This window comes from Parvibaculum sp., from assembly GCF_030651915.1.
Classification (GTDB): Bacteria; Pseudomonadota; Alphaproteobacteria; order Parvibaculales; family Parvibaculaceae; genus Parvibaculum.
In genome coordinates, this window is the sequence record NZ_JAUSBV010000010.1 from 335,145 (window position 1) to 358,364 (window position 23,220).

17 protein-coding genes are annotated in these 23,220 nt (G+C 61.6%); 11 read left to right on the forward strand and 6 right to left on the reverse strand.

Annotated features, from left to right (window positions below; genetic code table 11):
* Positions 1-44: 44 nt before the first annotated feature.
* Together Q7V31_RS15650 and Q7V31_RS15655 are read right to left on the reverse strand one after the other, a co-directional pair.
* Positions 45-3,455 carry a hypothetical protein gene (locus Q7V31_RS15650; protein WP_304735625.1) on the reverse strand — a complete coding sequence of 1,137 codons (3,411 nt, stop codon included), beginning with the start codon at positions 3,453-3,455 and terminating at the stop codon, positions 45-47.
* Complete coding sequence (locus Q7V31_RS15655) at positions 3,452-5,500, reverse strand: hypothetical protein (RefSeq protein WP_304735627.1); 2,049 nt, start codon at positions 5,498-5,500, stop codon at positions 3,452-3,454. The genes Q7V31_RS15650 and Q7V31_RS15655 overlap by 4 nt, the downstream gene beginning before the upstream one ends.
* Positions 5,501-5,776: 276 nt before the next feature.
* On the opposite strand from Q7V31_RS15655, the gene Q7V31_RS15660 reads away from it, so the two are divergent.
* Positions 5,777-6,898 (forward strand): helix-turn-helix transcriptional regulator, encoded by a 1,122-nt coding sequence (locus Q7V31_RS15660; protein ID WP_304735628.1) that lies wholly within the window; start codon positions 5,777-5,779, stop codon positions 6,896-6,898.
* A gap of 94 nt (positions 6,899-6,992) precedes the next feature.
* On the forward strand, positions 6,993-7,820 hold the full coding sequence (locus tag Q7V31_RS15665) for a helix-turn-helix domain-containing protein (RefSeq protein ID WP_304735629.1): 828 nt from the start codon (positions 6,993-6,995) through the stop codon (positions 7,818-7,820).
* 197 nt (positions 7,821-8,017) lie between these two features.
* Here the strand turns inward: Q7V31_RS15665 and Q7V31_RS15670 are convergent, their stop codons facing one another.
* Positions 8,018-8,665 carry a carbonic anhydrase gene (locus Q7V31_RS15670; protein WP_304735631.1) on the reverse strand — a complete coding sequence of 216 codons (648 nt, stop codon included), beginning with the start codon at positions 8,663-8,665 and terminating at the stop codon, positions 8,018-8,020.
* A gap of 259 nt (positions 8,666-8,924) precedes the next feature.
* Between Q7V31_RS15670 and Q7V31_RS15675 the strand changes: the two genes are divergently transcribed.
* The 9 genes from Q7V31_RS15675 to Q7V31_RS15715 all read left to right on the forward strand — a co-directional run bounded on the left by Q7V31_RS15675 (position 8,925) and on the right by Q7V31_RS15715 (position 20,789).
* Positions 8,925-9,260: a hypothetical protein gene (locus Q7V31_RS15675; RefSeq protein WP_304735633.1), complete on the forward strand. Its 336-nt coding sequence runs from the start codon at positions 8,925-8,927 to the stop codon at positions 9,258-9,260.
* 144 nt (positions 9,261-9,404) lie between these two features.
* Positions 9,405-10,199, forward strand: coding sequence for a sulfate adenylyltransferase subunit CysD (gene cysD, locus Q7V31_RS15680; RefSeq protein WP_304735634.1), 795 nt, complete (start codon positions 9,405-9,407; stop codon positions 10,197-10,199).
* 12 nt (positions 10,200-10,211) lie between these two features.
* A complete protein-coding gene (cysC, locus tag Q7V31_RS15685; protein ID WP_304735636.1) occupies positions 10,212-12,128 on the forward strand; it encodes an adenylyl-sulfate kinase in 1,917 nt (638 codons plus the stop codon).
* 37 nt (positions 12,129-12,165) lie between these two features.
* The gene (gene galE / locus Q7V31_RS15690; protein WP_304735638.1) at positions 12,166-13,155 is read left to right on the forward strand and encodes a UDP-glucose 4-epimerase GalE; all 990 of its coding nucleotides are present in this window, start codon (positions 12,166-12,168) and stop codon (positions 13,153-13,155) included.
* 121 nt (positions 13,156-13,276) lie between these two features.
* Positions 13,277-14,641 carry a bifunctional UDP-N-acetylglucosamine diphosphorylase/glucosamine-1-phosphate N-acetyltransferase GlmU gene (gene glmU / locus Q7V31_RS15695; RefSeq protein WP_304735640.1) on the forward strand — a complete coding sequence of 455 codons (1,365 nt, stop codon included), beginning with the start codon at positions 13,277-13,279 and terminating at the stop codon, positions 14,639-14,641.
* Positions 14,642-14,643: 2 nt separating this feature from the next.
* Positions 14,644-16,467, forward strand: coding sequence for a glutamine--fructose-6-phosphate transaminase (isomerizing) (gene glmS, locus Q7V31_RS15700; RefSeq protein ID WP_304735642.1), 1,824 nt, complete (start codon positions 14,644-14,646; stop codon positions 16,465-16,467).
* Positions 16,468-16,744: 277 nt separating this feature from the next.
* A complete protein-coding gene (locus tag Q7V31_RS15705; protein ID WP_304735645.1) occupies positions 16,745-17,899 on the forward strand; it encodes an SPOR domain-containing protein in 1,155 nt (384 codons plus the stop codon).
* A gap of 238 nt (positions 17,900-18,137) precedes the next feature.
* A complete protein-coding gene (locus Q7V31_RS15710; RefSeq protein ID WP_304735646.1) occupies positions 18,138-19,574 on the forward strand; it encodes a hydroxymethylglutaryl-CoA synthase family protein in 1,437 nt (478 codons plus the stop codon).
* 12 nt (positions 19,575-19,586) lie between these two features.
* A complete protein-coding gene (locus tag Q7V31_RS15715; protein ID WP_304735647.1) occupies positions 19,587-20,789 on the forward strand; it encodes an acetyl-CoA acetyltransferase in 1,203 nt (400 codons plus the stop codon).
* 93 nt (positions 20,790-20,882) lie between these two features.
* On the opposite strand, the gene Q7V31_RS15720 is transcribed toward Q7V31_RS15715, so the two are convergent.
* The 3 genes from Q7V31_RS15720 to Q7V31_RS15730 are packed head-to-tail and all read right to left on the reverse strand — an operon-like array spanning position 20,883 to position 23,216.
* Entirely contained in the window at positions 20,883-21,695 is an 813-nt protein-coding gene (locus Q7V31_RS15720) for an enoyl-CoA hydratase/isomerase family protein (RefSeq protein WP_304735648.1), read from the reverse strand.
* Entirely contained in the window at positions 21,692-22,822 is a 1,131-nt protein-coding gene (locus Q7V31_RS15725; RefSeq protein ID WP_304735649.1) for a DUF3089 domain-containing protein, read from the reverse strand. Before Q7V31_RS15725 ends, Q7V31_RS15720 begins: the two co-directional genes overlap by 4 nt.
* Before the next feature lie 16 nt (positions 22,823-22,838).
* The gene (locus Q7V31_RS15730; protein WP_304735651.1) at positions 22,839-23,216 is read right to left on the reverse strand and encodes a DUF6285 domain-containing protein; all 378 of its coding nucleotides are present in this window, start codon (positions 23,214-23,216) and stop codon (positions 22,839-22,841) included.
* Positions 23,217-23,220 lie beyond the last annotated feature (4 nt).

A 23,220-nucleotide genomic window follows, 5' to 3' on the forward strand; every position in this document is an offset into this window, starting at 1 on the left:
CAACGGGCGCGCCTCATACGTGGCGTGATGCCCGTCGCACCCGCTCAGGGCGCGAGATCGATTTTAGGACCGCCGCCACCTCGGGGTCGGTTGCCGATACCGATTCCGATATTCAGGTTGTCCATGAAATTGGTGTTCTTGACGCAGCTCCCGTTCCGCTCGCGTGTTCCCTTCGGACATTCGCAGGCGGTGCGCTCGCCATTGAGTGTCATCGGGGCGGCACAAAGCGGCACACAGCCGATGCCCTCCATCACCTGGCCGTCCGCGCATGAAGCTTGCGGCGGTTCCGGCGCGTCGGGTTCTTCGGGTTCGTCCGGATAGCTCTGCTCCACCGGCTGGACGCAACCGACATCGGTCACCAGAAATTCACCGGCCGGGCAGGAACAGGTCGTCGGCGAAATCTTGCTCATGTTCGGGTACCGGCAGCTGCATTCATTGCCGCGCAGTACCGCCGAATGCCGGTCGCAGGTCGGGCTCTTGACGCAGCCCTCGCCGGCGACAAGCGAACTGCCGCTCGGGCATGCGCAGACGGTCGCGGTTTTTTGTGTCATGTCCTCGAAGCGGCATTGGCACTGGCCGTCCTTGAGGCGTGTGCTGCGCGGGTCGCATTCGGGTTCCGGCGGCGGCGTCACGGGCGGCGTCACAGTCGGCGCGTCGACCTCGCTGGTGGCGCAACTCTGGTTGTTGGTATCGTTGCTGTCGACGTGGCCGGATTCCGGCGTCAGGCCGACCGTCGCGCAATTTTCATAGACGAACGAGGTCGAACTCGTCGACGGATTGCCCCTGATCGTGATCGGCGGCAGGTGCGCGCCCGTGGCGATTTGCGCCGTGCCGAGATAGGTGCAGCTCAGCGTGCCGCCGGCGGGAATCGGAAACTGGCCGACAGGGCCGCAATCCCAATCCGTGCCCGATGCATTGGTAAAGATCATTCCCGGCGGCACGACATCCGTCACCACGATCGCGCTCTGACCGGTAAAGGGAGCGCCGGTATTGGTCACTGTCAGCGTGAAATCGACGAAGTTGACGATGGTCGGAGGCCCCGCACCCTGTAGTTCTTCGGTCCCCGCCTCGCCGGTCTTCTCGATGGTGAGGTCGATGATCTCCGGCTCTTCCTCGGGCTCGGTGCCGTCATCGGGCACCGTCACCTCGACAACGCCGGAGCAGCACAGGTCGGTCCCCGGCTTGCTGCCGCCACCGGTTTCGACCGCATCGACCACGAAACTGACAGTCATGCCGGGCACCAGACCGGTCAGATTCCAGCTTCCCTGAATCGAACCGCCGCCAAATGTTTGCGACGGCGAAACGACCGTCACGCCGCCGGTCGTCGAACGCACCGTGACAAGCGTCGAGGAAAAGCCCGGGGGGCCGCTGCCGGACAGCGTCAGCGTTCCGGTTCCATCCGGGTTTGCCGCGAGCGATGGTACAAGCTCCAGACAATCGGGCCCGGTCACGGGGCCGCATTCGCCGCCCACGGCCATCCCGAGGTCGATACTGGCATCCAGCGTCGAGAATTCATCCGTCAGGGTGGCGGCGTTCGAAACCTCGCCGCAGCCATCGACCGTCGCGCGGTAACAGATTTGCGACTGTTCGTCGGCGGTGTAATTCAGCTCTATCTGATAGTCGGTCGCAGGCGGCGTGCCGCCGGAATAGGTCGGCGTGAAGTCGAGCGTGACCGTGCTGCTTGTGCCCGTCGCGGACAGGTTGACGGTATAGCTATTGGCAGCTGTCACGGCGATCGTCTGAAGCACCGTACCGGAGCCGTCCCTGAGCGTGATCGTGCCCCCGGTCAGCTCTGCCGGACGATTGAGAATTTCGATCGTGGTCCAGGTCGCGTTGTCGGGCTTGTGAAAACAGAACGCCTCGTCGAGTTTGAACGTGGCGTGGTAGTCCTGCGGCGTGCAGGCACCGGCCGACGCCGTGCCGTCCAGTCCGAAACGCACCAGGATGCCGCCATGACCCAGCCCGTAGATGCAAGATTGCGGGGCGGACGGATCAGACGCATAGCCATAATCGCCAACGCTTCCGCGCGTGGTACCGCCGCCATCGGTCCAGGCACCTGAGCTTTTCCAGTAGGGCGTGAACGGCGTGCAGGCGGCATTGGTCGCAAAATCATGGCATTTCGGCACAACGGCGCCTGTATAGGGCGGGTAGAGCACGCGCGTGGTGCCCGGAATGTGATAGGCCGCAAAGATCGGCGACGACGACAATGCGGCCGGCCATGCGGTCACGTTGCTTCCGTTGACGGTGCTGAAACAGCGGAAATTGCTCGCTCCGAAAGTCTGAACCAGGCAGATCGCATTCATGATGCCGCTGCTGTCGATGCCCGGTCCCAGATGGGTTCCAGACGTTGCGCCGCCGTTCACGCCGCCGGCCGGCCAGCCCGCGCAAAACGAGCCGTCCGACAAATTCAGGCAGTAGACGCGCGGCGGCAGCGTCTCGGAAACGAAGAGCCGCGTTCCATTCTCTTCGACGAACATGTCGCGCGATCGCGCGCCGGTCGTATGCGGCGGGATCGTCGGCGGCGTCCAGCCCGCACAGGCCGGTGCGCCGGGCAGGGCGATGTCGACGCAATAAACCTTGTCCAGAGCAAACATCAGCAGGCGCGACGGATTCTGCGGATCGGTCCTCACGCCCGCGACATAGAAATCGAGATTGACCCCGACATAAGGTCCGGCGGTGCCGCCCATGTTGAGGCTTGGTTGCCCCGGCAATCCGACGAAGGCGCAGGCCGTATCCGCTTCGGCGTCCCAGCATCCCAGGCCGAATTCGAGTGTCGTTCTCGAAACCTCGTCGTAGCGGCCGACGGGGAAGTAGATTTTCCTGTCATATACAGCGGCATGCGGAAAATCCGGCGTTGTCAGCTGTTCCGGCGACGTGCTGACGCGGAGCGGGTAGGCCGGCGTGCAGTTTGCCAGTGTGGCGCCGAGCCAGCACATGATCTTGCCGTTGATGGCTTCGTGGTGGTTGATGCCGAAAACCTTGGTGCCGACGGAAGTGACGACGGGCACGGGTTCGTATCCGTCGCCGATGCCGCCCTGGATGCCGGCCGAGCCGGATACCGCCGGGATATTGAGCGTGAATCCCGTACCCGGCCCGAAGCCGGGACTGCTGTAGGTTTCGGTGTTCAGATTGTATTCGGGTGTCGAGAGCGTCCAGCCGGGTGCAACGATGGAGCCGGCCACGTAGGTTTGATTGGGGCTGAGCGTGTCGACGATGCTCACCGGTCCCGACGAACCGCTTACCGGTGGGCTGTAGCGCAGCACGTATTGAATGATCTGCCCGACCGATACCGGCCCCGTCAGCGGATTGCCCTGGGCGTCATAGGCGGATTTTGTGAAGGACGAGATGCCGTCCCCGCCGATCATCATGCGCAGTTGGGGCAGGCCCAGCAGGACGATGGCGCCAATGCCCACGGCGGCGGCGGTCCACAAGGCTGCGGTCCTGAAACCGGTCATGGCCGCATGCTCCTGCCTTCGGCCGGCCTGCAGATTTCTTCCGGTACTTTCACCGTCAGCGTCGCGCGGCAGCAATCATAGGGCTCGCCTGTCAGGCGTGCGGCATCGTCGAAACCGCAAACATCGATCGTCACCGTCTGGCCCGGCGTCGCGCCGCTCAACGAAATCAGACCCGGTGGCGGCACCACGGGAATGACCGGGCCGTTGCTGACACTGACGCCCGGCGTCGACGAATAGGCCGTCAGCGTATCCATGCCGATTCCGGCGATGTCCTGCGTAAAGATCTTGAATATCCAGCCGCCCGCCTCGGGATCGCAGATCGCCTCGCCGCTCACATTCATGCAGATTTCGGGTTCTTCGTCCGGCAGGCAGTCCGGGCCGAAGCAGGAGATGCAATCCGGGCCGATGCAGGGCGGCACACAGTCGAGGCCGACGCACTCGCCCTCTGGAAGATCGGTGTCCGGAAAATCGGTTCCGCCGGGCGGGTCTGTCAGCGGCACAGGCGGCAGAGCCCGCTGCTCCGTCACAACCCCGCCGGCCGGCAACACGCCGCAGGCGCCGACCGCACAGCCGAGACGATAGACCTCGACGTCGCCCACGGTGCCGGCGGCCGCCACCGAACTCATCCGGTCCGTGTAATTGACGAAGTAGCTGATGGACGGGGGCACGTTGAAGCCGCGCACCGGTCCTTTGGGACTGATCTGCAAGCCATGAGCGTTGAGCGGTCCGTCGGGAATGAACAGATCATCCTGCTGCTGGAAATCGCGCAACATGTCGCCGGTGAGGAAAATGCCGTCCTCGCATGCCGTCAGGTCGATCGTTCCGTCGGGGTTGTATCCATAGCCCAGAGAGACACCGCCGGCGCTGTTGCGGTGGTCGCCCGCATAGCCCACCGCATACTCCTCGGGTGCCTGGTACCAGGCGCTCGGCGTTTCCGGATCGTCCGGCTTCTCGCGCCAGAAGCGGTTGACATGTGCAATGCCGTGCGGCGCCTGAGCATCATAGCCGTAGGTCGTTCCGATCACCGAGCGCTGGGCGACGATCATGGCGCCGTCATAGGCGAAGACAATGTCCGAAACCGGTGCGGCATTCATGGCGCCCGGTAGGGAAATTTCCATGCGCGGGTCTTTGACGAAGTCGCCGTCCTTGTCGAGACCGACCGACCATATCTGTCCGCTATCGGCTTCCGGCTCGCCGGCTTTGACCGGCGCAAGGCGGCCGGCGGCAACTGCGTAATAGAGCCGCCCCTCATGCGTTGCGAGACCCCAGACGCGCCGTTCGGCATGGGTGAAGCCCCATGTCGCGGTGTCTTCCGTATCGAATGCCGCGTCTGCAATGTTTGCCCGCGCCGCCGGATCGTGGGCTCGCCTCGGCAGGCGCGCGGCGGCGCGGCCGGTTGTTCCGTGGTCGAAATATCCGAGATCGGTGCCGTCGAGGGCAAAACGATGGATCATCCCGGTCGACAGATCCGACACGAAGAGCTGCCGATGCGCTGCGTCATAGGCGATGTTGCCGAGCGCGGCCGGGCCGCTCGTCTTGCCACCCAGTTTGACATCCGCAAAGAGCGAGATTTCGCCGCTGCGCCCGTCGACCTTCCAGATGCTGCCGGGGCCGCCGCCGGGGCCGAACTGACCCGGCGCCCAACCGGCGGTTGCCTCGCCCTTTCTCCGGCGCTCGGGCAAGCCGTCGCCGTCGCTGTCGGGCGTTGCGATGTTGAGCCCGTAGACAGACGTCGCGGTCAGGTAAATGTCGGGATAGGCGCGGTTGTCGATCGCGATGCCGAAAACCTGACCGACGGCGCGCGCCGGTATGTCGCGTTTGTGGGGCGCCGCCCAGAACGCGCCGTTCCAGACGAAATCGGGCTTCTTGGGATCGAAAATGCGCGCCGACGGACCGTTTGGATCGATAAAGGTCTGGTCCGGGGCCGTTTTTCCGGCCGGCAGCGGCTTGGCGGGATCGGGCGGAATGACGCCGGAAAACCCGGTGACGATCGCATCGCCCAGACTAAGCGTCGGCACGCGATCGAGGGGATGAAGCGCCGACACGGACACCGGCGGACGGCAATAGCACAGCAAAAGCAATAGTATGATGATGACAAGGACAGCCACCGCAACCTGTGCGGCGAGCCGTTTTCGACTTCGCCTCGATGATTGGCGCCCGATCACTTTTCCAACATCTGCCTGCGTTTCCGCGTGACAGCCCCCGTATTCATCGCCCCGTTCTCTTTCTACAGCGATCTTGAGCGTCCGGCGCTATCGCGACTGGTCCGTTCGGACTAGTCTCCACCGTCGGTCTGCTTTTCCGAATGGAGTTTGGCGACCATGTTCAGCGCGGACGACCACGACAGGCTTGTCTCGCAATTCTATTCGTCCGCGATGGGCGATACGCCATGGACCGCCACGCTCGCTCATGCCGCCGACCTCTTCGGCAGCAGCGCGTCTCTCATTCAGGTCCGTGATTCATCGAAGCAGACGGTTGCGGTCGAGAACCACGGTTACTCGCGGGAATTTTCCGACGCCTTTTTCGCCAGCGAGGCTTTTGCCAACGATCCGCGTCTGGCCTATTTTGAGAAGGTGCGGCCGGGTTCGGTTTATTTCGACCACATGCTCTATGACGTCGAGGAAATGAACCGCAATCGCTGGTGCCGCGAATCCTGCGACATTCTGAAAGTGAAATACCAGCTCGGCGCGGTCTTGAGCTTGCCGAATGACGCAACGGCGGGATTTGCAATTCTGAGCAGCCCGAAGGAAGGGCATGCATCGGAAGCCGCCATCGAGTCATTCCGCCGCCTTGCGCCGCATATCCAGCAAGCCTGCGCGCTCGGCCATGTCATCGAGACCCAGGCCGCAACGCGCGCGGTTCTGCTCGATGCGCTGGCGCGGAAATCGGACGGTGTCATCCTTCTCGGCCGCAATGCAAAACCGACTTTCATGAACGACGGCGCGACGGCGATCCTGAATGCGGGTGACGGGTTTTCTCACACGGCGGCCGGCGGCTTCGTTGCACACCGGCCTCCCGAAACCCGCAAGCTTCAGCACCTGATCCGCGACGCTGTCATGCGGCCCTCGCAGCCCGATGCCGGCTATGAGGCATATGTGCTGGTGACGCGGCCGTCCGGAAAGCGGCCCTATGTTCTGCGGATCATTCCCGCGCCTGCGACCGAGCGTTTTCTGGCCAGCCAGACCATCGCATCCGTAATCCATATTCAGGATCTGGCGGCTGTTCCGCTTCCGTCCAGGGGTGCGCTTTGCCAGGCTTTCGGACTGACGGAACGCGAAGCGGATCTGGCGATCGAACTCGTGCGATGTGCCGATCTCGACGCTGCAGCGATCAACGCCCACATGGCCTACAACACGGCGCGCAATCATCTGCATGGAATCTTCCGGAAAACCGGTTCGACAAGTCAGGCGGAGCTTCTCCAGGTCCTGGGCCGACTTCACTAGGGTTCCTGCCGCGGTCGGATTTTTGGCCGGCTCTTATTATTTGGTAACCCTGTCTGGCTAATCTCCGTCCGGAACGGCCAAGGCGGATCTCCGGATGACGGGTTACAGGGACGAAATCGGGCAGACATTGTGCGCGGCGCGGCAGGCGGCCGGGCTGACGCTGGGCGATGTCGCGGCCAAAATCCGCATCAAGCCGGTCTATCTCGCGGCGATCGAGGCGGGCCATTTCGAACGCCTGCCGGCGCTTCCGCAGACGCTCGGCTTCACCCGCACCTATGCCCGCCACCTCAAGGTTGATGTCGAAGCGCCGCTGGCCCGGCTCGGCGAGGAGGTGCATCGCCACATCGACAGCACCGACTATTCGGCGCCGGAACTGGCCTGGGCCGAGGTGCCGATGCGGCGTATCGCCTGGGTCGCCGCCGGCGCTGTTTTCGGCGTGGCGTTGCTGACCTTGTCGATCGTCGATTTCGGGCCGTCGCCGGTCGCGCCGGTGCCGGAGCGCTTGCCGCCCCTGCACGCCGTCGCGCCCGCGGCGGCACCGGTCCGGGCGATCGCGCCTGCCGCCATCCCCGCCACCGTCGCTGTGCCCGTTCGCTCCGTCCACGGATCGTCGCCGGTCTCGGCCGTCATGGCGGCGGCGCTGTTCGGTCGCGGCACGGCGGCCGCCGCGCCGCCGGCCACGACCGCGCCCGTCGCGGCCGCTACACCGGTCCCCGATCTCGTCGCGACGATGAGCGTCTATCTGCGCGCGGCGCCGGCCAATGAGGGGCGCGTGCTCGGCGTGCTCACCGCCTGCGAGCCGCTGACGCTGGTCGGCGAGGGCCGCTATGGGCAGTGGCGCCAGGTCAAACGGGCCGATGGCGTCACGGGCTGGGTCTTTCACGGCTATCTCGGCACCAAGGCGCCTGCCGCCTGCCGCTGAAGGGCGCGGGGAGGGGGGCATGTCCCCGGTGCCGGTCCGCCCGAGATGGCGCCGTCAATTAGCTCCAGATCTCGATTTGCCGTCACCCCGGGGACAAGTTTTTTTATCCCCGGGTCGCGCCGTGACTTATCCCCGGCCCCGAAAGCCGGCGGCGGGCATTTGTGACAGTTTTTTGACAGTTTTGTGACAGAGGGGGGTCAGCTGTGATCGGCGACGTCTGTGAAGCTGTCTGTTTCGGCGTCATAGATCGACAATTTGCCGCTGCCGATGCCGTAGAACCAGCCATGCAGGCGCAGCGTGCCGGCCTTTTCGCGTTCGGCGATGAACGGGAAAGTTCGAAGCATTTCAAGGGATTGCACGACGGCGCGCTGTTCCATCAGGCGCAGCAGGGCGGGCTTGTCGAGATCGCCATGGGCCGCGCGCACGGCCGTCTCGACGCCGGTTGCCAGCGACATCCAGTTGGAAATGAACTCGCCTTCCGGCGGATGTCCGCAGCCGGCGTCATAGAGCGCCTCGATGCCGCCGCAACTGACATGGCCCATTACAATTACATCAGCAATTTCAAGGCCTTTGATGCCAAACTCCAGAGCGGCACTGGTGCCGTGATAGTTGCCGTCGGGCTGGTAGGGCGGCACCAGATTGGCAACGTTGCGGACGACGAAAAGTTCTCCGGGGTCGGACGAAAAGATCATCGCCGGGTCGGCGCGGCTGTCGCAGCAGGCGACGATCATCGCCTTGGGCCGTTGGCGGCGGGCCGCAAGTGCTTGATATCTGGCCTCATTCTGCTTGTAGGCGCCGGCGCGGAAAGCGCGGTATCCTTCAATCAGGCTGTCGATCGTGTCCATGCGGTCGGCGCTCCTGGCTGGTCTCGGCGGGTCTTCATACACAAGCCGCGCTGCCGATGAAAGATGCCGCGGCGGCAAGGCTTTGCGGTATCCTGTGACAGTGAAACGGGCAGGCTGCCTGCCAATTGTGCAAGCCTCGCGCGGCTGCCGCTGATTTCGCGCCCGCTCCGCTGCGCCATAGGCACAGGCCCGGATTCTGCATAGACTTTGCGCCAAAAAGGGCGTGCTCGGGACGCCGGTTCAGTCGATGAGGGAAGACATGTCGTATGTCGAAATGTTCGAAAGTCTGTCGCTTGAAAGCCAGATTTCGATTGGCGGGTTGGTACTCTTGCTGGTGATCCTGACGGCGCTGCATGTACGCAGCCTGCTGGCCTTGCGCGCCGAGCGCGCCGAGCGCGGCGCCCGGGAAATGAGCGCTCGCATCGACGCCCTGATGCGAAAACTCGAAGGAAAGACTGGAAGAAACGGCCGCCCCGATCCCGCCATCCTGCGTCCGCGTCCACTGCAACGCAGCGCCGCCAAGACGGTTCCGGCGGCACGCTGTCCCTCCAATGGCCTTGTGCCGCAGCGCCGCGTCCGGTCGCGTTTGGCGTAAGCGGCCCCATCTGCGGCGTTTTTGGCGCTTGCAAAGGCGATCAGGTCGCATTAAATCACAGACACAAACGGGGTTTGGAACATAAACCCCGTTTTCTTGTGTATTATCGCATGTCGCAGGCCGGGCCTGCGCAGGAAGGCCGTCATGGATCGCCTCGATCAGCTCGAAAGCCAGAGCATTTTTATCTTCCGCGAAGCCTTCAACAGGATCGAGAATATCGCGATGCTGTGGTCCTTGGGGAAGGACTCCAACGTGATGATCTGGCTGGCGCGCAAGGCTTTTTTCGGTCATGTGCCGTTCCCGGTGATGCATGTCGACACTGGCAAGAAGTTCCCCGAAATGTACGATTTCCGCGATCGGTACGCCGCCGAATGGGGCCTCAATTTCATCCGCGAAGAATGCCCGCCGCTGGAAATGACCGATGAAACGCTGCCGCCCGCTGCGCGTTCGGCCGCCCGCAAAACAGAAGGTTTGAAGCTCGCGATCAAGAAGTACGGCTTCAACGCGCTCTTTGCCGGCATTCGCCGCGACGAGGAAGCGACCCGCGCCAAGGAGCGCGTCTTCAGCCCGCGCGGCCTCACCGGCCAGTGGGACTTCAAGGATCAGCCGCCGGAATTCTGGGACCAGTTCAAGACCGATTTCCCGCCGGGAACGCATATTCGCATTCATCCGCTGCTGCACTGGACCGAAGTCGACATCTGGCTCTATACGCTGCGCGAACAAATCCCGACGATCCCGCTCTATTTTGCCAAGGACGGCAAGCGTTACCGCTCGCTCGGCGACAAGGACATCACGTCGCCGGTCGCAAGCACGGCAACGACGATCGAAGAGATCATCGAGGAACTGCGCACCACGAAGGTTTCCGAGCGATCGGGTCGGGCCATGGATCACGAGTCGGAGGATGCCTTCGAGCGTCTTCGCGCCGACGGCTACCTCTAGGGAAATTCGAGCATGTCCGAAGCATCAGAAGCCAAACTGAGACTGGCCGCCGTGAACCCCACTCCCGCATCAGCGCGCGACCTTTTACGCATCGTCATTGTCGGCCATGTCGATCACGGAAAATCGACGCTGGTCGGCCGGATGTTTCATGACACAGGCTCGCTTCCCGACGGCAAATACGAATCCATCAAGACCATGTGCGAGCGCCGCGGCGTTCCTTTCGAATGGGCCTTTCTGATGGATGCGCTGCAGGCCGAGCGCGATCAGGGCATTACAATTGACACGAGCCAGATCTGGTTCAAGACGGACTATCGCGACTACACGATCATCGACGCGCCGGGTCACAAGGAATTCCTCAAGAACATGATCACCGGCGCGGCACAATCCGATGCGGCGCTGCTGATTATCGACGCGGCCGAAGGGGTGCGCGAGCAGTCCCGCCGGCACGGCTATTTGCTGCATCTTCTTGGTATCCGTCAGGTCGCTGTTGCGGTCAACAAGATGGACCTCATCGCCTATGAAAAAGACCAGTTCGATCTCATCGAACAGGAATACCGCGACTATCTGACATCGATCGGTGTGACACCGACATTTGTCATTCCGGTCTCGGCGCGGCAGGGCGACAACATCGTCGAACCGTCGGCACAGATGCCCTGGTACAAGGGGCCGACAGTGGTCAAGGCGCTCGACAGCTTCATGCCGACGGCGGCGCCGGTCGAACGGCCGCTGCGTTTCCCGGTGCAGGATGTCTACAAGTTCGATCAGCGGCGGATCATCGCCGGGCGTATCGAAGAAGGCCACCTGCGTGTTGGCGATACGCTGATGTTCTCGCCGTCGAACAAATCGGCGCGCGTGCAGAGCATCGAGTTCTGGTCGACGGTTCCGGGCAAGAAGGCGCCGACCGAAGCGTCCGCGGGCGAGTCCGTGGGCATTACGCTCGATGAACAGATCTTCGTCGAACGTGGTGAGCTTGCCAGTCATGTCGAGCATTCTCCCATTGAAACCGATGTGTTCCGCGCCCGCATTTTCTGGCTTGGGCATGAGCCGCTGCTGAAAGGCAAGAGCTACCGCATCAAGCTCGGCACGCTGGAGGCGCCCGTCACCGTTCAGTCGATCGAGAGCATCATCGACACAAGCGATCTCTCGAATACGTCTTCGCATCAGGTCGAGCGCAACCAGGTCGCCGAAGTCGTGTTGCGCGCGCGGCGGATGCTGGCCCTTGATGAGTTCAGCAAGGCGCCCAAAAGTGGCCGCTTCGTGCTCGTCGACAAGTATGACATTGCCGGTGGCGGCATCATTTCGATGGACGGCTATGCCGACCAGCGCGACCTCATTACCTCACGCTCGACCAATATCACGCGCGTCGTGCATGGCATTGACACGGCGGCCCGCGCGTTCCGCAACGGACACAAAGGCGGCGTCCTCTGGTTCACCGGCCTTTCCGGTGCCGGCAAGTCGACACTCGCCGTTGCCCTCGAAAAGAAGCTCTTCGAGAAGGGTTATAACGTCTACGTGCTCGACGGGGATAACGTTCGTCACGGCCTCAACGCAAATCTCAGTTTTTCGCCGGAAGACCGGGCGGAAAACATTCGACGAGTCGGTGAAGTGGCAGCCCTTTTCGGCCGTGCGGGCATGATTGCCATCACCTCGTTTATCTCGCCCTATCGCTCGGATCGCGACCGGGCGCGTGAGGCCGCCGAGAATTTCCACGAAATTCACGTCAAGGCCGACGTGGCGACCTGCGAGGCGCGGGATCCGAAGGGCCTCTACAAGAAGGCGCGAGCCGGTGAAATTAAGGATTTCACAGGCATTTCCGCGCCCTATGAGGCACCTGACAGCCCTGAACTCGTCGTCGATACGGCTGATACCCAGATTGACGAATGCGTCGAGCGGCTCGTCAACTATGTGGAGACGAAGTTCAAGGTATAAGGGCTCGACAGGTCTCCAGAGGCGGACAGGACCCTGAATGAGCATTCTCGTTACCGGTGGCGCCGGCTATATCGGCAGTCACGCTGTTATCGACCTGATGAATGCCGGCGAAGAGGTTGTCGTGATCGACAATCTCTCAACCGGCTTTGACTGGGCCGTACAGGTGCCCGAGGCGCTGATTGTCGGCGACATAGCCGACGAGGCGCTGGTCGATCGCGTCATCGCGGAGCGCAAGGTCGAGGCGGTTATTCATTTCGCGGGCTCGATCATCGTGCCCGAGTCCGTCTCCGATCCGCTGAAATACTACCTCAACAACACGGCCAGATCGCGAACGCTGATCGAACGTTGCGTCCGGGGCGGGGTCGGGCACTTCATCTTTTCGTCGACTGCTGCGGTCTACGGCACGCCGGAACACTCGCCGGTCAACGAGGATGAACCTCTGGTGCCGATGTCGCCATATGGCCGCTCCAAGCTGATGACCGAATGGATGCTGCGCGACATCGCCGAAGCACATGAAATGACCTATGCGGCGTTGCGCTACTTCAATGTTGCGGGTGGCGATCCCGAGGGACGGGTTGGACAGTCGACTGCCAACGCGACCCACCTCATCAAGGTGGCCTGCCAGACGGCTCTCGGCCAGCGGCCCTACATCGAAGTCTACGGGGAGGACTACCCGACTCCTGACGGCACCTGCATTCGGGACTACATTCATGTCAGCGACCTGGCTGCTGCACATACGGCTGCATTGAACCACCTTCGCGACGGCGGTCGGAACCTGGTTGCCAATTGCGGCTACGGACACGGCTTCTCTGTGCGCGATGTACTGCGCTCGGTTGAACGTGCCGCCGGGCGCAAGTTCGAGATTCGACAGGCGCCGCGGCGCGCGGGCGACCCGGCATCCATTGTTGCCGATCCGGCAAGGATCAAGCAGACGCTGGGTTGGACTCCGGCCTATGATGATCTCGACACGATTGTCACGCATGCGCTGGCATGGGAACAGAAGCTCGCAGCGCGAAATCGGCTTTGACGAGCGAACTTGTCCCCGGTCGGCCGGGATGGGGCAACATAGTGAAATATAAGTTTATTTCCGGAAGATTCGGGCGATGTGCGAATTTCAGCCGCACCCAGAATGGAGCTAGTCGGAGACCATGACGAGAGGCAACGTCAGCACCGTCATTCTTGCTGCGGGCAGGGGCACGCGGATGAAATCCCGGCTGCCGAAAGTGCTGCATGCGATTGCCGGCCGGCCGTTGCTCGGACACGTGCTTGCAGCCGTCGAGAAAGCCGACGTTGCGCATCCCGTCCTGGTGCTGGCACCGGATATGGACAGTGTGGCGTCCTTTGCACGGTCGGTATTGCCCGGCATTGCGACAGTCGTTCAGCCGTCGCCGCGCGGAACCGGCGACGCCGTACGCGCCGCCGAAACGGCGGTCGGGCAGGGTGCGGGCGTGGTGCTTGTCGTGTTTGGCGACACGCCGCTGGTGCGCAGCGAAACGCTTTCGCAGATGATCGAATGCTGCACGGAAGAGATGCCGGTTGTCGTGCTGGGGTTTGAGGCCGTAGATCCTGCGCCTTACGGCCGTCTCGTCCTTGACGAGAAAGATATGCTGGTCCGGATTGTCGAAGCGAAGGACGCGTCGCCTGCCGAACGTGAAATTCGTCTCTGTAACGGCGGCGCGATGGCCGTCCGTCGTGAGCACATGTTTCGTCTGCTGGCTCTGGTCGGCAATGACAATGCCAGCGGCGAATACTATCTGCCGGATGTCGTCGGCCTCGCGCGGACCGAAGGACTTCCATGCACGGTGGTACGTGCAACCGAAGAAGAAATCCAGGGTGTCAACAGTCGCGCTGACCTCGCAGCGGCGGAAGCCGCCATGCAACGGCGCCTTCGAAAATCTGCTCTCGATGACGGCGTCACGATGCTTGATCCGGATACCGTCTATTTGAGTTTCGACACCAAGATCGGCTCGGATGTCACGATCGGACAAAACGTCGTCTTCGGCCCGGGCGTGCGGATTGCCGAAGGCGCAACGATCAAAGCCTTCTCGCATATCGAAGGTGCATCCATTGCCGAGGGAGCGGAGATCGGGCCGTTTGCACGCATTCGGCCCGGAACCGAAGTTGGCCGCAAGGCGAAGATCGGCAATTTCGTCGAGACGAAGAAAGCGAAGATCGAAGAGGGCGCGAAGGTCAGCCATCTGTCCTATATCGGCGATGCACGTGTCGGCGCATATGCGAATATCGGTGCGGGTACGATCACCTGCAACTATGACGGCTACGACAAATTCTTCACGGATATCGGATCTGGCGCCTTTGTTGGCTCCAATACGTCGTTGGTCGCGCCGGTCACGATCGGCGACGGCGCTTATATCGGCTCGGGCAGCGTTATCACGAAAGATGTCGCGTCCGACGCTCTGGCCGTTGCGCGCGGCAAGCAATTCGAAAAGGGCGGTTGGGCGACCAAGTTCCGCGCGGCGCATGAGAGCGTCAAAAAGATATCATCGGGCGAATAGTCATGTGTGGAATTGTCGGCATTGTTGGAACGGAACCGGTTGCGCCTATCATCCTGGAAGCGCTGAAGCGGCTGGAGTATCGCGGCTATGACAGCGCCGGCATCGCAACGCTCAATGGCGGCGGCATCGAAAGACGCCGGGCCGAAGGCAAGCTCGTCAATCTCGACAGATTATTGACCGACAACCCGCTCGATGGCGTTATCGGTATCGGCCACACCCGATGGGCAACACATGGTGCACCAACGGAGCGAAATGCCCATCCGCATGCAACCGACCGTGTCGCCATTGTTCACAACGGAATTATCGAGAATTTTCGCGAGTTGCGCGAGCGGCTGACGGCGGGCGGTGCGACATTTACCACCGAAACGGACTCGGAAGTCGTTGCGCATCTTGTGACGCACTTCCTGGACAAAGGACTTGCGCCACGGGAAGCCGCCGCCGCCGCCATTCTCGAACTCGAAGGCGCTTTTGCGCTCGGAATCGTATTTCGCGGCGAAGAAAATCTTATTGTCGGCGCACGCCGGGGACCGCCGCTCGCGATCGGCTACGGCAAGGGCGCCATGTATCTCGGATCGGATGCATTCGCGCTCGCGCCGATGACAAGCCGCGTAAGTTTCCTTGAAGACGGTGATCGGGTTGAGATCACTCGCGAGGGTGCATCCGTGTTCGATGCGCTTGGCAAAGCGGTTCAACGCCCGATCAAAATCACTGACGTTTCGGCGGCCTTAGTCGACAAGGGAAATCACCGGCACTTCATGGCCAAGGAGATATTCGAACAGCCGGAAGTTGTCGGCCACACGCTGTCGGAATATGTGAACCCCATCGACGACACGATCCGCCTTCCCGATTTGGCTGTCGATCTTGCCTCGGTGCCGCGGATCACGATGATCGCCTGCGGGACGGCTTACTATGCCGCGATGGTCGCCAAGTACTGGTTCGAGCGCTATGCGCGGATCTCGGTCGAGGTGGATATTGCCTCCGAGTTCCGTTATCGCGAAGCGGCGATGCCGGAAGGCGGCCTGGCCATCTTCATCTCGCAATCGGGTGAAACGGCGGACACGCTGGCGGCATTGAATTACTGCCGTGCGCAGGGACAGAAAATTCTCTCGGTCGTCAATGTGACGGAGTCGTCGATCGCGCGCGCGTCGGACGCAATCCTGCCCACCTTTGCAGGCCCCGAGATCGGAATTGCCTCCACAAAAGCCTTCACCTGCCAGTTGACGACGCTTGCAGCCCTGGCGATACGTGCCGGTCTCGCACGCGGGACTCTCGACCGTGCCGATGAAGAAAGGCTCGTACGGACACTCATGGAGGTGCCCCGTCATATTTCGGAAGCGCTGGCGAAAGACAATGAAATCCAGATGCTCAGCGCCGAGATTGCGAAGGCTCGCGATGTTCTCTATCTCGGTCGCGGGCACAATTACCCGATCGCGCTTGAGGGTGCACTTAAACTCAAGGAAATTTCCTATATCCACGCAGAAGGCTATGCGGCGGGCGAATTGAAGCACGGGCCGATCGCTCTTATCGACGAGGAAGTGCCCGTCATCGTGATTGCGCCGGTGGATGCCCTGTTCGAGAAGACCATTTCGAACATGCAGGAAGTGATCGCGCGCGGCGCGCGTGTCGTCCTGATTTCCGATCGCGCCGGTATCGAACGGGTCGGGCCGGGCGTTTGGGCGACCATCGAAGTGCCAAGCGTCGATCCGCTGATCGCACCGATCGTCAACGCCATTCCAGTGCAACTCCTTGCTTATCATACCGCTGTGTCCAAGGGCACGGACGTCGATCAGCCGCGCAACCTCGCAAAGTCGGTGACGGTCGAGTAACCGGCGATTCGCGGTCGGTCCGAGTTGCGGTTCCCGAGCCCTCTCGGCAAACGTCTGATTTCATTGATATTTTTACTCCTCCGCTAACGCTTGAAGGCGCCGTGATAGATTTGCCGTGCAACAAGCGACGATGCTTCGGGGAGGGCCGGCGAATGCGGCGTCAAAAATGCCCAGCCTGACACACACAATGCGGCATCATTTGTGGGCTCTTGCACTTGCAGCGGTGGTGGCAAGTGCGGCGCCGTCCCGGGCTGAAGAAGCAGAGGCGACGGCGCTTATGAGCGCCGGTGCCGCGGCGATAGAAAACGATCACTTCGACAAGGCCGTCGCCGATTTCTCAAATGCGCTGGATAGCGGTGGACTCGACGCCGCAGGGCGTGCCCTTGCTCACTATCATCGTGCAATCGCCCTGCAGAAGACCGGACAGCAGGACGGGGCGATCGCGGACTACACGCGGGCTATCGCCTCAAACATGCTGCCTGTCCCGGTTCAGGCACGGGCGCATTTCAATCGTGGTATTGCCCTTGTCGCCATCGGCGATGCCGGCCTGGCGGAGGCCGACTACCGCGCGACTATTGCGCTCGCGCCGGAGTATGCGGCGGTCTACCACAATCTTGCCAATCTCGAACGGCGCCGGCACGACTACGAGGCTGCCATCGTCAACTATTCTGCCGCGATCCGGCTCATGCCCGGTAACGAGCGCAAGCTGCCGCTTTTCGGCAGGGCGCTGGCCTATGAGCAAATTGGAAATCTGCGAAGTGCCGAGGCCGATTTGCGGGATGCGTTGGCTATCGATCCCGAGTTCGAGGTCGCCGGCGCCAAACTCGCCGAGATTTCGACCGACACCGGGCCTCGCGGCGCACAGAGCGCTGCCTCGGTTCAAACGGCCAAGGCGCCGGAGCCTCGCGTCTTGCCGGCCATGCTGACACCGTTCCAAAGCGCCTCATCCGGGAATGAAGGTGGCCCTGCCATTCGCATCACAAGTTCCGGGGGTTGGGAGACGACAGCGGTTCGAACTGCGGCTGCCAACAAGCCCGTCGATATCTCCCCCGCAGCGGCGGTCGAACCGGCTGAAGAGGATGAGAAGGTGCCTGCGGACCGACTGACGACGGCCTCATTACGACCGACCGCGCTTGTGCCGCATGTAACGGAATCGAGTGCGATGCGGTCTCCGGCGACAACGGCGCAATACCGGATACAGCTTGGGGCCTTCCGCGACGAACAGAGTGCCGTTCTTGAATGGGACAAGATTTATCGAGCAGCAGAGGCGGTGGTTGGCAAATTTGAACATTTTGTACAGCGTGCCGACCTCGGCGAACGCGGTACTTTCTACCGGCTCAGGGCCGGCGCCTTTGATGGCGTGGCCGAAGCGCGATCTGTGTGCAAGGCCCTCGATGCCCGGAAGATCGCTTGCGTGGTCGTTGAGGGTTGACGGGCAACTGCGTCGCCCACCTGGGTCACAGCATTCTCTGACCGGCGGTTGACGTAGCGGCGGCATGGGGCTCAGGCACCGCCCACAGGGACGGTTGTCGGGAGGCCGATTTCATCGATAAACTCGCGGCAACAATAAGCAACCGAGTGTTCGGAAAGGGAGACGAATGGCCCAGCAAGCGGTGGGACTTACAGCCTATGGTGCATATATCCCGCGCCTACGACTGCAGCGAAAGGCCGTGGCTCAGGCAAATGCATGGATCGCGCCCAATTTCCTTGGAAAGGGGAAGGGCGAGCGCTCGATGGCCAATTGGGACGAGGATGCCGTCACGATGGCGGTCGAGGCGGCACGCGATCTTCTCGGTCCGGATGACGACAGAAGTCATGTCGATGCGCTCTATTTCGGCTCCACGACCATGCCGTTCAAGGATCGTCTCAACAGTGGCATCATCGCCGCGGCGCTGACGCTGGATGAAAATGTGCGTGCCGTAGACGTGGCGTCGACGCAAAGGGCCGACACCTCGGCATTGATGCAGGCGCTCGCGGCGGTGAAGGCCGGCGAGGCGAAGAGCGCGCTCGTGCTGGCGGCCGACCACAGGAAGACCAAGGCGGTCACTTCGCAGGAGCTCGATTTTGGCGACGGTGCCGCGGCCGTGATGATCGGTTCGGACAATGTCATTGCCACGTATCTTGGCGGCGCAAGTCTCACGATCGATTTCATCGACCACTTCAGGGGTGACACTGAAGAATTCGATTATAATTGGGAAGAGCGGTGGATACGGGACGAAGGTTTTGCCAAGATCGTTCCGCGCGCAGTCAAAGCAGCGCTTGAAAAGTCGGGCGTAAGCGCCGGAGATATCAAACATTTTGTGCTGCCGTGCATCTTTGGTGACAAGTTCGCGCAGCAACTTGCCAAACGGTCTGGAATTGCGCCGGAAGCAGCGCGCGACACATTGGCTCTGAATTGCGGGGAGACCGGCGCGGCACATGCGCTCGTCATGCTGGTGCATACGCTCCAGAAAGATGCAAAGCCAGGCGACAAGGTTCTGATGTTGCATTTCGGCGGTGGCTGCGATGCGCTGATTTTCGAGGTAACAGACAAGATCGCCAGTCAGGCCGGCAAGCGCGGCGTTGTGGGCTCGCTTGCCGCCCGTGTTGAGGAGACCAATTACCTGAAATTTCTCACTTTCAACGGCCTCGTTGAGTGGGAAAAGGGGATGCGCGCCGAGCAGGACAAGAAAACGGCTTTGACGACGCTCTACCGCAATGAGGACATGCTGATGGGCCTCGTTGGCGGCCGTTGCAAGGAGACCGGCGTCGTGCAGTTCCCGCGTTCTCGCATTTCGGTCAATCCCAACAATCACACGGTCGACACGCAGGAGCCTTACAAGTTCGCCGAAAGGAAAGCGAAAATCCTGTCGTGGTCGGCCGATTTCCTGTCCTTCAGCATGAATCCGCCCAATCATTACGGCATGGTCGTTTTTGACGAGGGTGGTCGTATCATGATGGATTTCACCGATGTCGAAACAGGCTCGGTCGATTCCGGCATGGAAGTGAAGCTCGTGTTCCGGATCAAGGAATTCGACGACAAGCGCGGTTTCCGCCGATATTTCTGGAAAGCGGTACCGATAGCGACGAGTGGAGCAAAATCACAAACGGGCCAGGCGGCCGAATAGGGAGACACGAACATGGCGGCAGGTATCAAGGACAAGGTCGCGATCCTCGGCATGGGGTGCTCGAAATTCGGCGAGCGATGGGATGCCGGGCCTGAGGATCTGATGGTGGAGGCCTATCTCGAGGCGATGCAGGATGCGGGCATCGAACCGACGCAGCTCGACGCGGCATGGTTCTCGACCCATATCGACGAAATTGGCACCGGCAAGGGCGGTACGCCGCTATCCGTGGCGCTCCGGCTCCCGAATATCGCCGTGACGCGCGTAGAAAACTTCTGCGCCTCCGGTTCGGAAGCGTTTCGCGGGGCCGTCTATGCTGTCGCATCCGGTGCGGCGGACATAGCGCTCGCGGTTGGCGTCGAGAAGCTCAAGGACACCGGCTATGGTGGCCTGCCGGTCGGCAATATGGGCACGCTCAACCCGCAATGGTCGCCGTCGGGTTCCGCCCCCGGTAACTTCGCGCAGCTCGCATCCGCCTACCGGGCCAAGCATGGCGTCAGCAGGGAAGACCTCAAGCGCGCGATCGCGCATGTTTCCGTGAAGAGCCATGCCAATGGCGCCAAGAACCCGAAGGCTCATCTTCGTAACGTGGTGACGGAAGAGCAGGTGCTGAATGCGCCGATGATCGCGGAGCCGCTCGGCCTCTTCGATTGCTGTGGTGTGTCCGACGGCGCGGCGGCTGTGATCGTCACCACGCCTGAAATCGCGAAAGCCATGGGCAAGAAGGACATCGTCACCGTGAAGGCGATGCAGCTTTCGGTCTCGAACGGCCTCGAATCCCAGCACAACAGCTGGGACGGCAGCTACTTCCATACGGCACGGATCGCGGCCAAGAAGGCCTACAAGGAAGCCGGCATCGACAATCCGCGCGACGAAGTCAGCATGATAGAAGTGCATGACTGCTTCTCGATTACCGAACTCGTGACCATGGAAGATCTCTTCATCTCGCCAGAGGGCGGAGCCGTGAAGGATGTCATGGACGGTTTCTACGACGCCGACGGCAAGGTGCCCTGTCAGATCGATGGTGGCCTCAAGTGCTTCGGTCATCCGATCGGTGCGTCGGGCTTGCGTATGGCTTACGAGATGTACCTTCAGCTTCAGGGCCGCGCCGGCGACCGACAGCTTGCCAATCCGAAGATTGGCCTGACACACAATCTGGGCGGCGCGCCGTCGCAGAATGTCTGCTCGGTGACAATCATCGGTGCCCACGGCGCCTGAGTGACCGAACCTGTCTGAATCCGTGAAGGCCGGGCTATGTTCCCGGCCTTCACTACATTCAGGGCATATGATGGTGCCTTGGGCACATGCCTCTTATGAGCTGCGATTGATGTCCTCGTCGCCGGCGACAAACATCTTCATCAGCCGGAGGGCATCGGGATCGGTGGCGACAAGCGCGGCAAATCGGCCTCGCGCGTTGGACAGGCTCTCTGAAAGGGGACGATCCGCCGCCGATTTCACAAGGGCCTTGGCATCGGCAAGCCCCTGCTGACTCTTTCCGGCAAGCTCACGGGCCAGTTGATGGGCCCGATCGATCGCACGCCCTTTGACGCATTCATGGACGAGCCCCAATGCGGCGGCCTCTGCAGGCCCGACCGTGCGGCCGCACAGGATCAGCTCCAGCGCACGGGCTTCTCCGAGCAGCCGGGGCAAGCGTTCCGTTCCGCCGGCGCCGGGAAATATGCCGACATTCGTTTCAGGCAGCCCGATCCGGTAATCGCCGGCCTCGGCGATGCGCAAATCGCAGCAAAGCGCAAATTCGAAGCCGCCGCCCTGACAGAAGCCGTTGATGGCGGCAATTGTCGGCTTGGGCATCCGGTCGATCTTGTCGAAAGTTCGTGAGAGCGCCGTTTCAGATCGGCCTCGTTCGAAGATTTCCTCCTTGCTGGCCGGATTTTTCTGCAGCGCGTCGGCAAAACCCAGAATCTCGGCTACATCGTAGTGACGGATAAAGACATTCTCGATACCGCCCGTGAAGACGACAACGCGGACGGCGTCGTCGGCGCTCAACTCGTCTGCGATTCGATCGATTTCCTGCATCTGCACGGCATTCATGTAGCCGCGTGGCGGGTTGACGAAGGTAACGGTCGCAACCCCTTTGTCGATTGCCAGTGCCGTCAGGTTCATCGCCGTGCCTCCATCTCGAGATAGGCTGCGACACGTGTATCGAGATTGGCGCGCATATTCATATAGAAGAGGTTGTAGTCATAGATGTGGTAATCGCCGCTTCGCACACCCATTGTGAATCCTGCCTCGTTCTCGTCGATGGTGATCAGCAAGACACCGTCGTCGCAGGCGGCGCCGGTCAGCGCCGGACGCGGCGCCGGAAAGGCCTCATCCGAGCCGACGAATGGCAGACTGCCGAGATTTTCCGATGCAGCGGCCGCGCTTCCGACCAGCCAGTTCAGCGGATTGACACAGGCAAGCGACGCCCCGCCGATCATCCGATAGCCGCCATCGATCCATGTCGTGCCGTCCTCAACCCAGCCTCGGCGCGGTGCCGACGCGTTCATGGAATTCCAATTGACCGTACACCCCGTTGCCTCAGGGCCATTGCATGGCTCGATCCCATCGATGCCGAGATCTTCCGGCAGCACCGATCCGATCAGATAGGCGGCGATCATCCGATCGGCCAGCGGCGTGCCGGCGATTTCCTCCTGCAACAGTCTGGATCCATGCAATCCACCCTGGCTGTGACCGGCCAGGATAAAGGGTCGCTCTTCATTTCGTTCTGCAATGAAGTTTCGGAAAGCCTCACGGACGTCACGGTAAGCAAAATCCAGTGCCGCATGTTCATTCTCGCCCTTGCCGATAAAGGCATAAACCGTTGCCTGTCGATAGCGCGGCGCGAAGATGCGACAGCATCCATTGAACACGCTGGCCTGATAGCGCAGGACGCCGCTTTCGAGACGATCCAGCGAGAACCCCGGTTCGTCGTACCGCGCATTCCAGCCTGCCTTGCCGTAGTAGGTCGTGGGATGAATAAAGAAGACGTCGACATCGGCGTTTGCCTGATTGTCCGTGAGGCCGCTTCCGGCGGGCACAACATCAGCAAGATCGGTCCGCCCGGGAAGCGCGGCCCAAGAGTCGTCCAATGTATAGTCCGGTGCCGGCGGCGCCTTGGCTTCGTCGAAGCCGGTCCATGGCTTCAGCAGAACATGGTATTGCGCCGGTTTGTTCACATAGAGAAAACCACCGACCAGGATGGCGAGAACTGCAAGACCGCCTGCAGTCCAAAGTACCTTCTTCAACATCGACTAATCCTCGTCTTTATCGACCGTCTTCGACCGCGCGCTTGTAGCCCGAATAGTTGGGCTGGTCGATTGCGAGCTTGGTCAGCGTCGTCGCCCAGAGGTGATCTGTCAGACCCGGTGTTTCGAGACCGATGGAGCCGTTTTCGATGCGCGCGCACAGTTCGCGATTGAGCTCCTGCAGCGTTCCTTCGCGCCCAAGCAAGGCTTTAAGGCGGGCGGCCTCACCGGTATTGGCCGAGGGCGCAATTTCGAGCTCACGTTTGACGATGTCCAGCGCGTTGGCCGCGACACGGGCATGAAAGGCGGTGTGACCCTGAAGCTGCGGCATGGCGTGATTGCGAATGAATTCGGCGACGGCTTCAACGAGCTCTGCAGCTGTCGGTTGATCCTGCATCTTC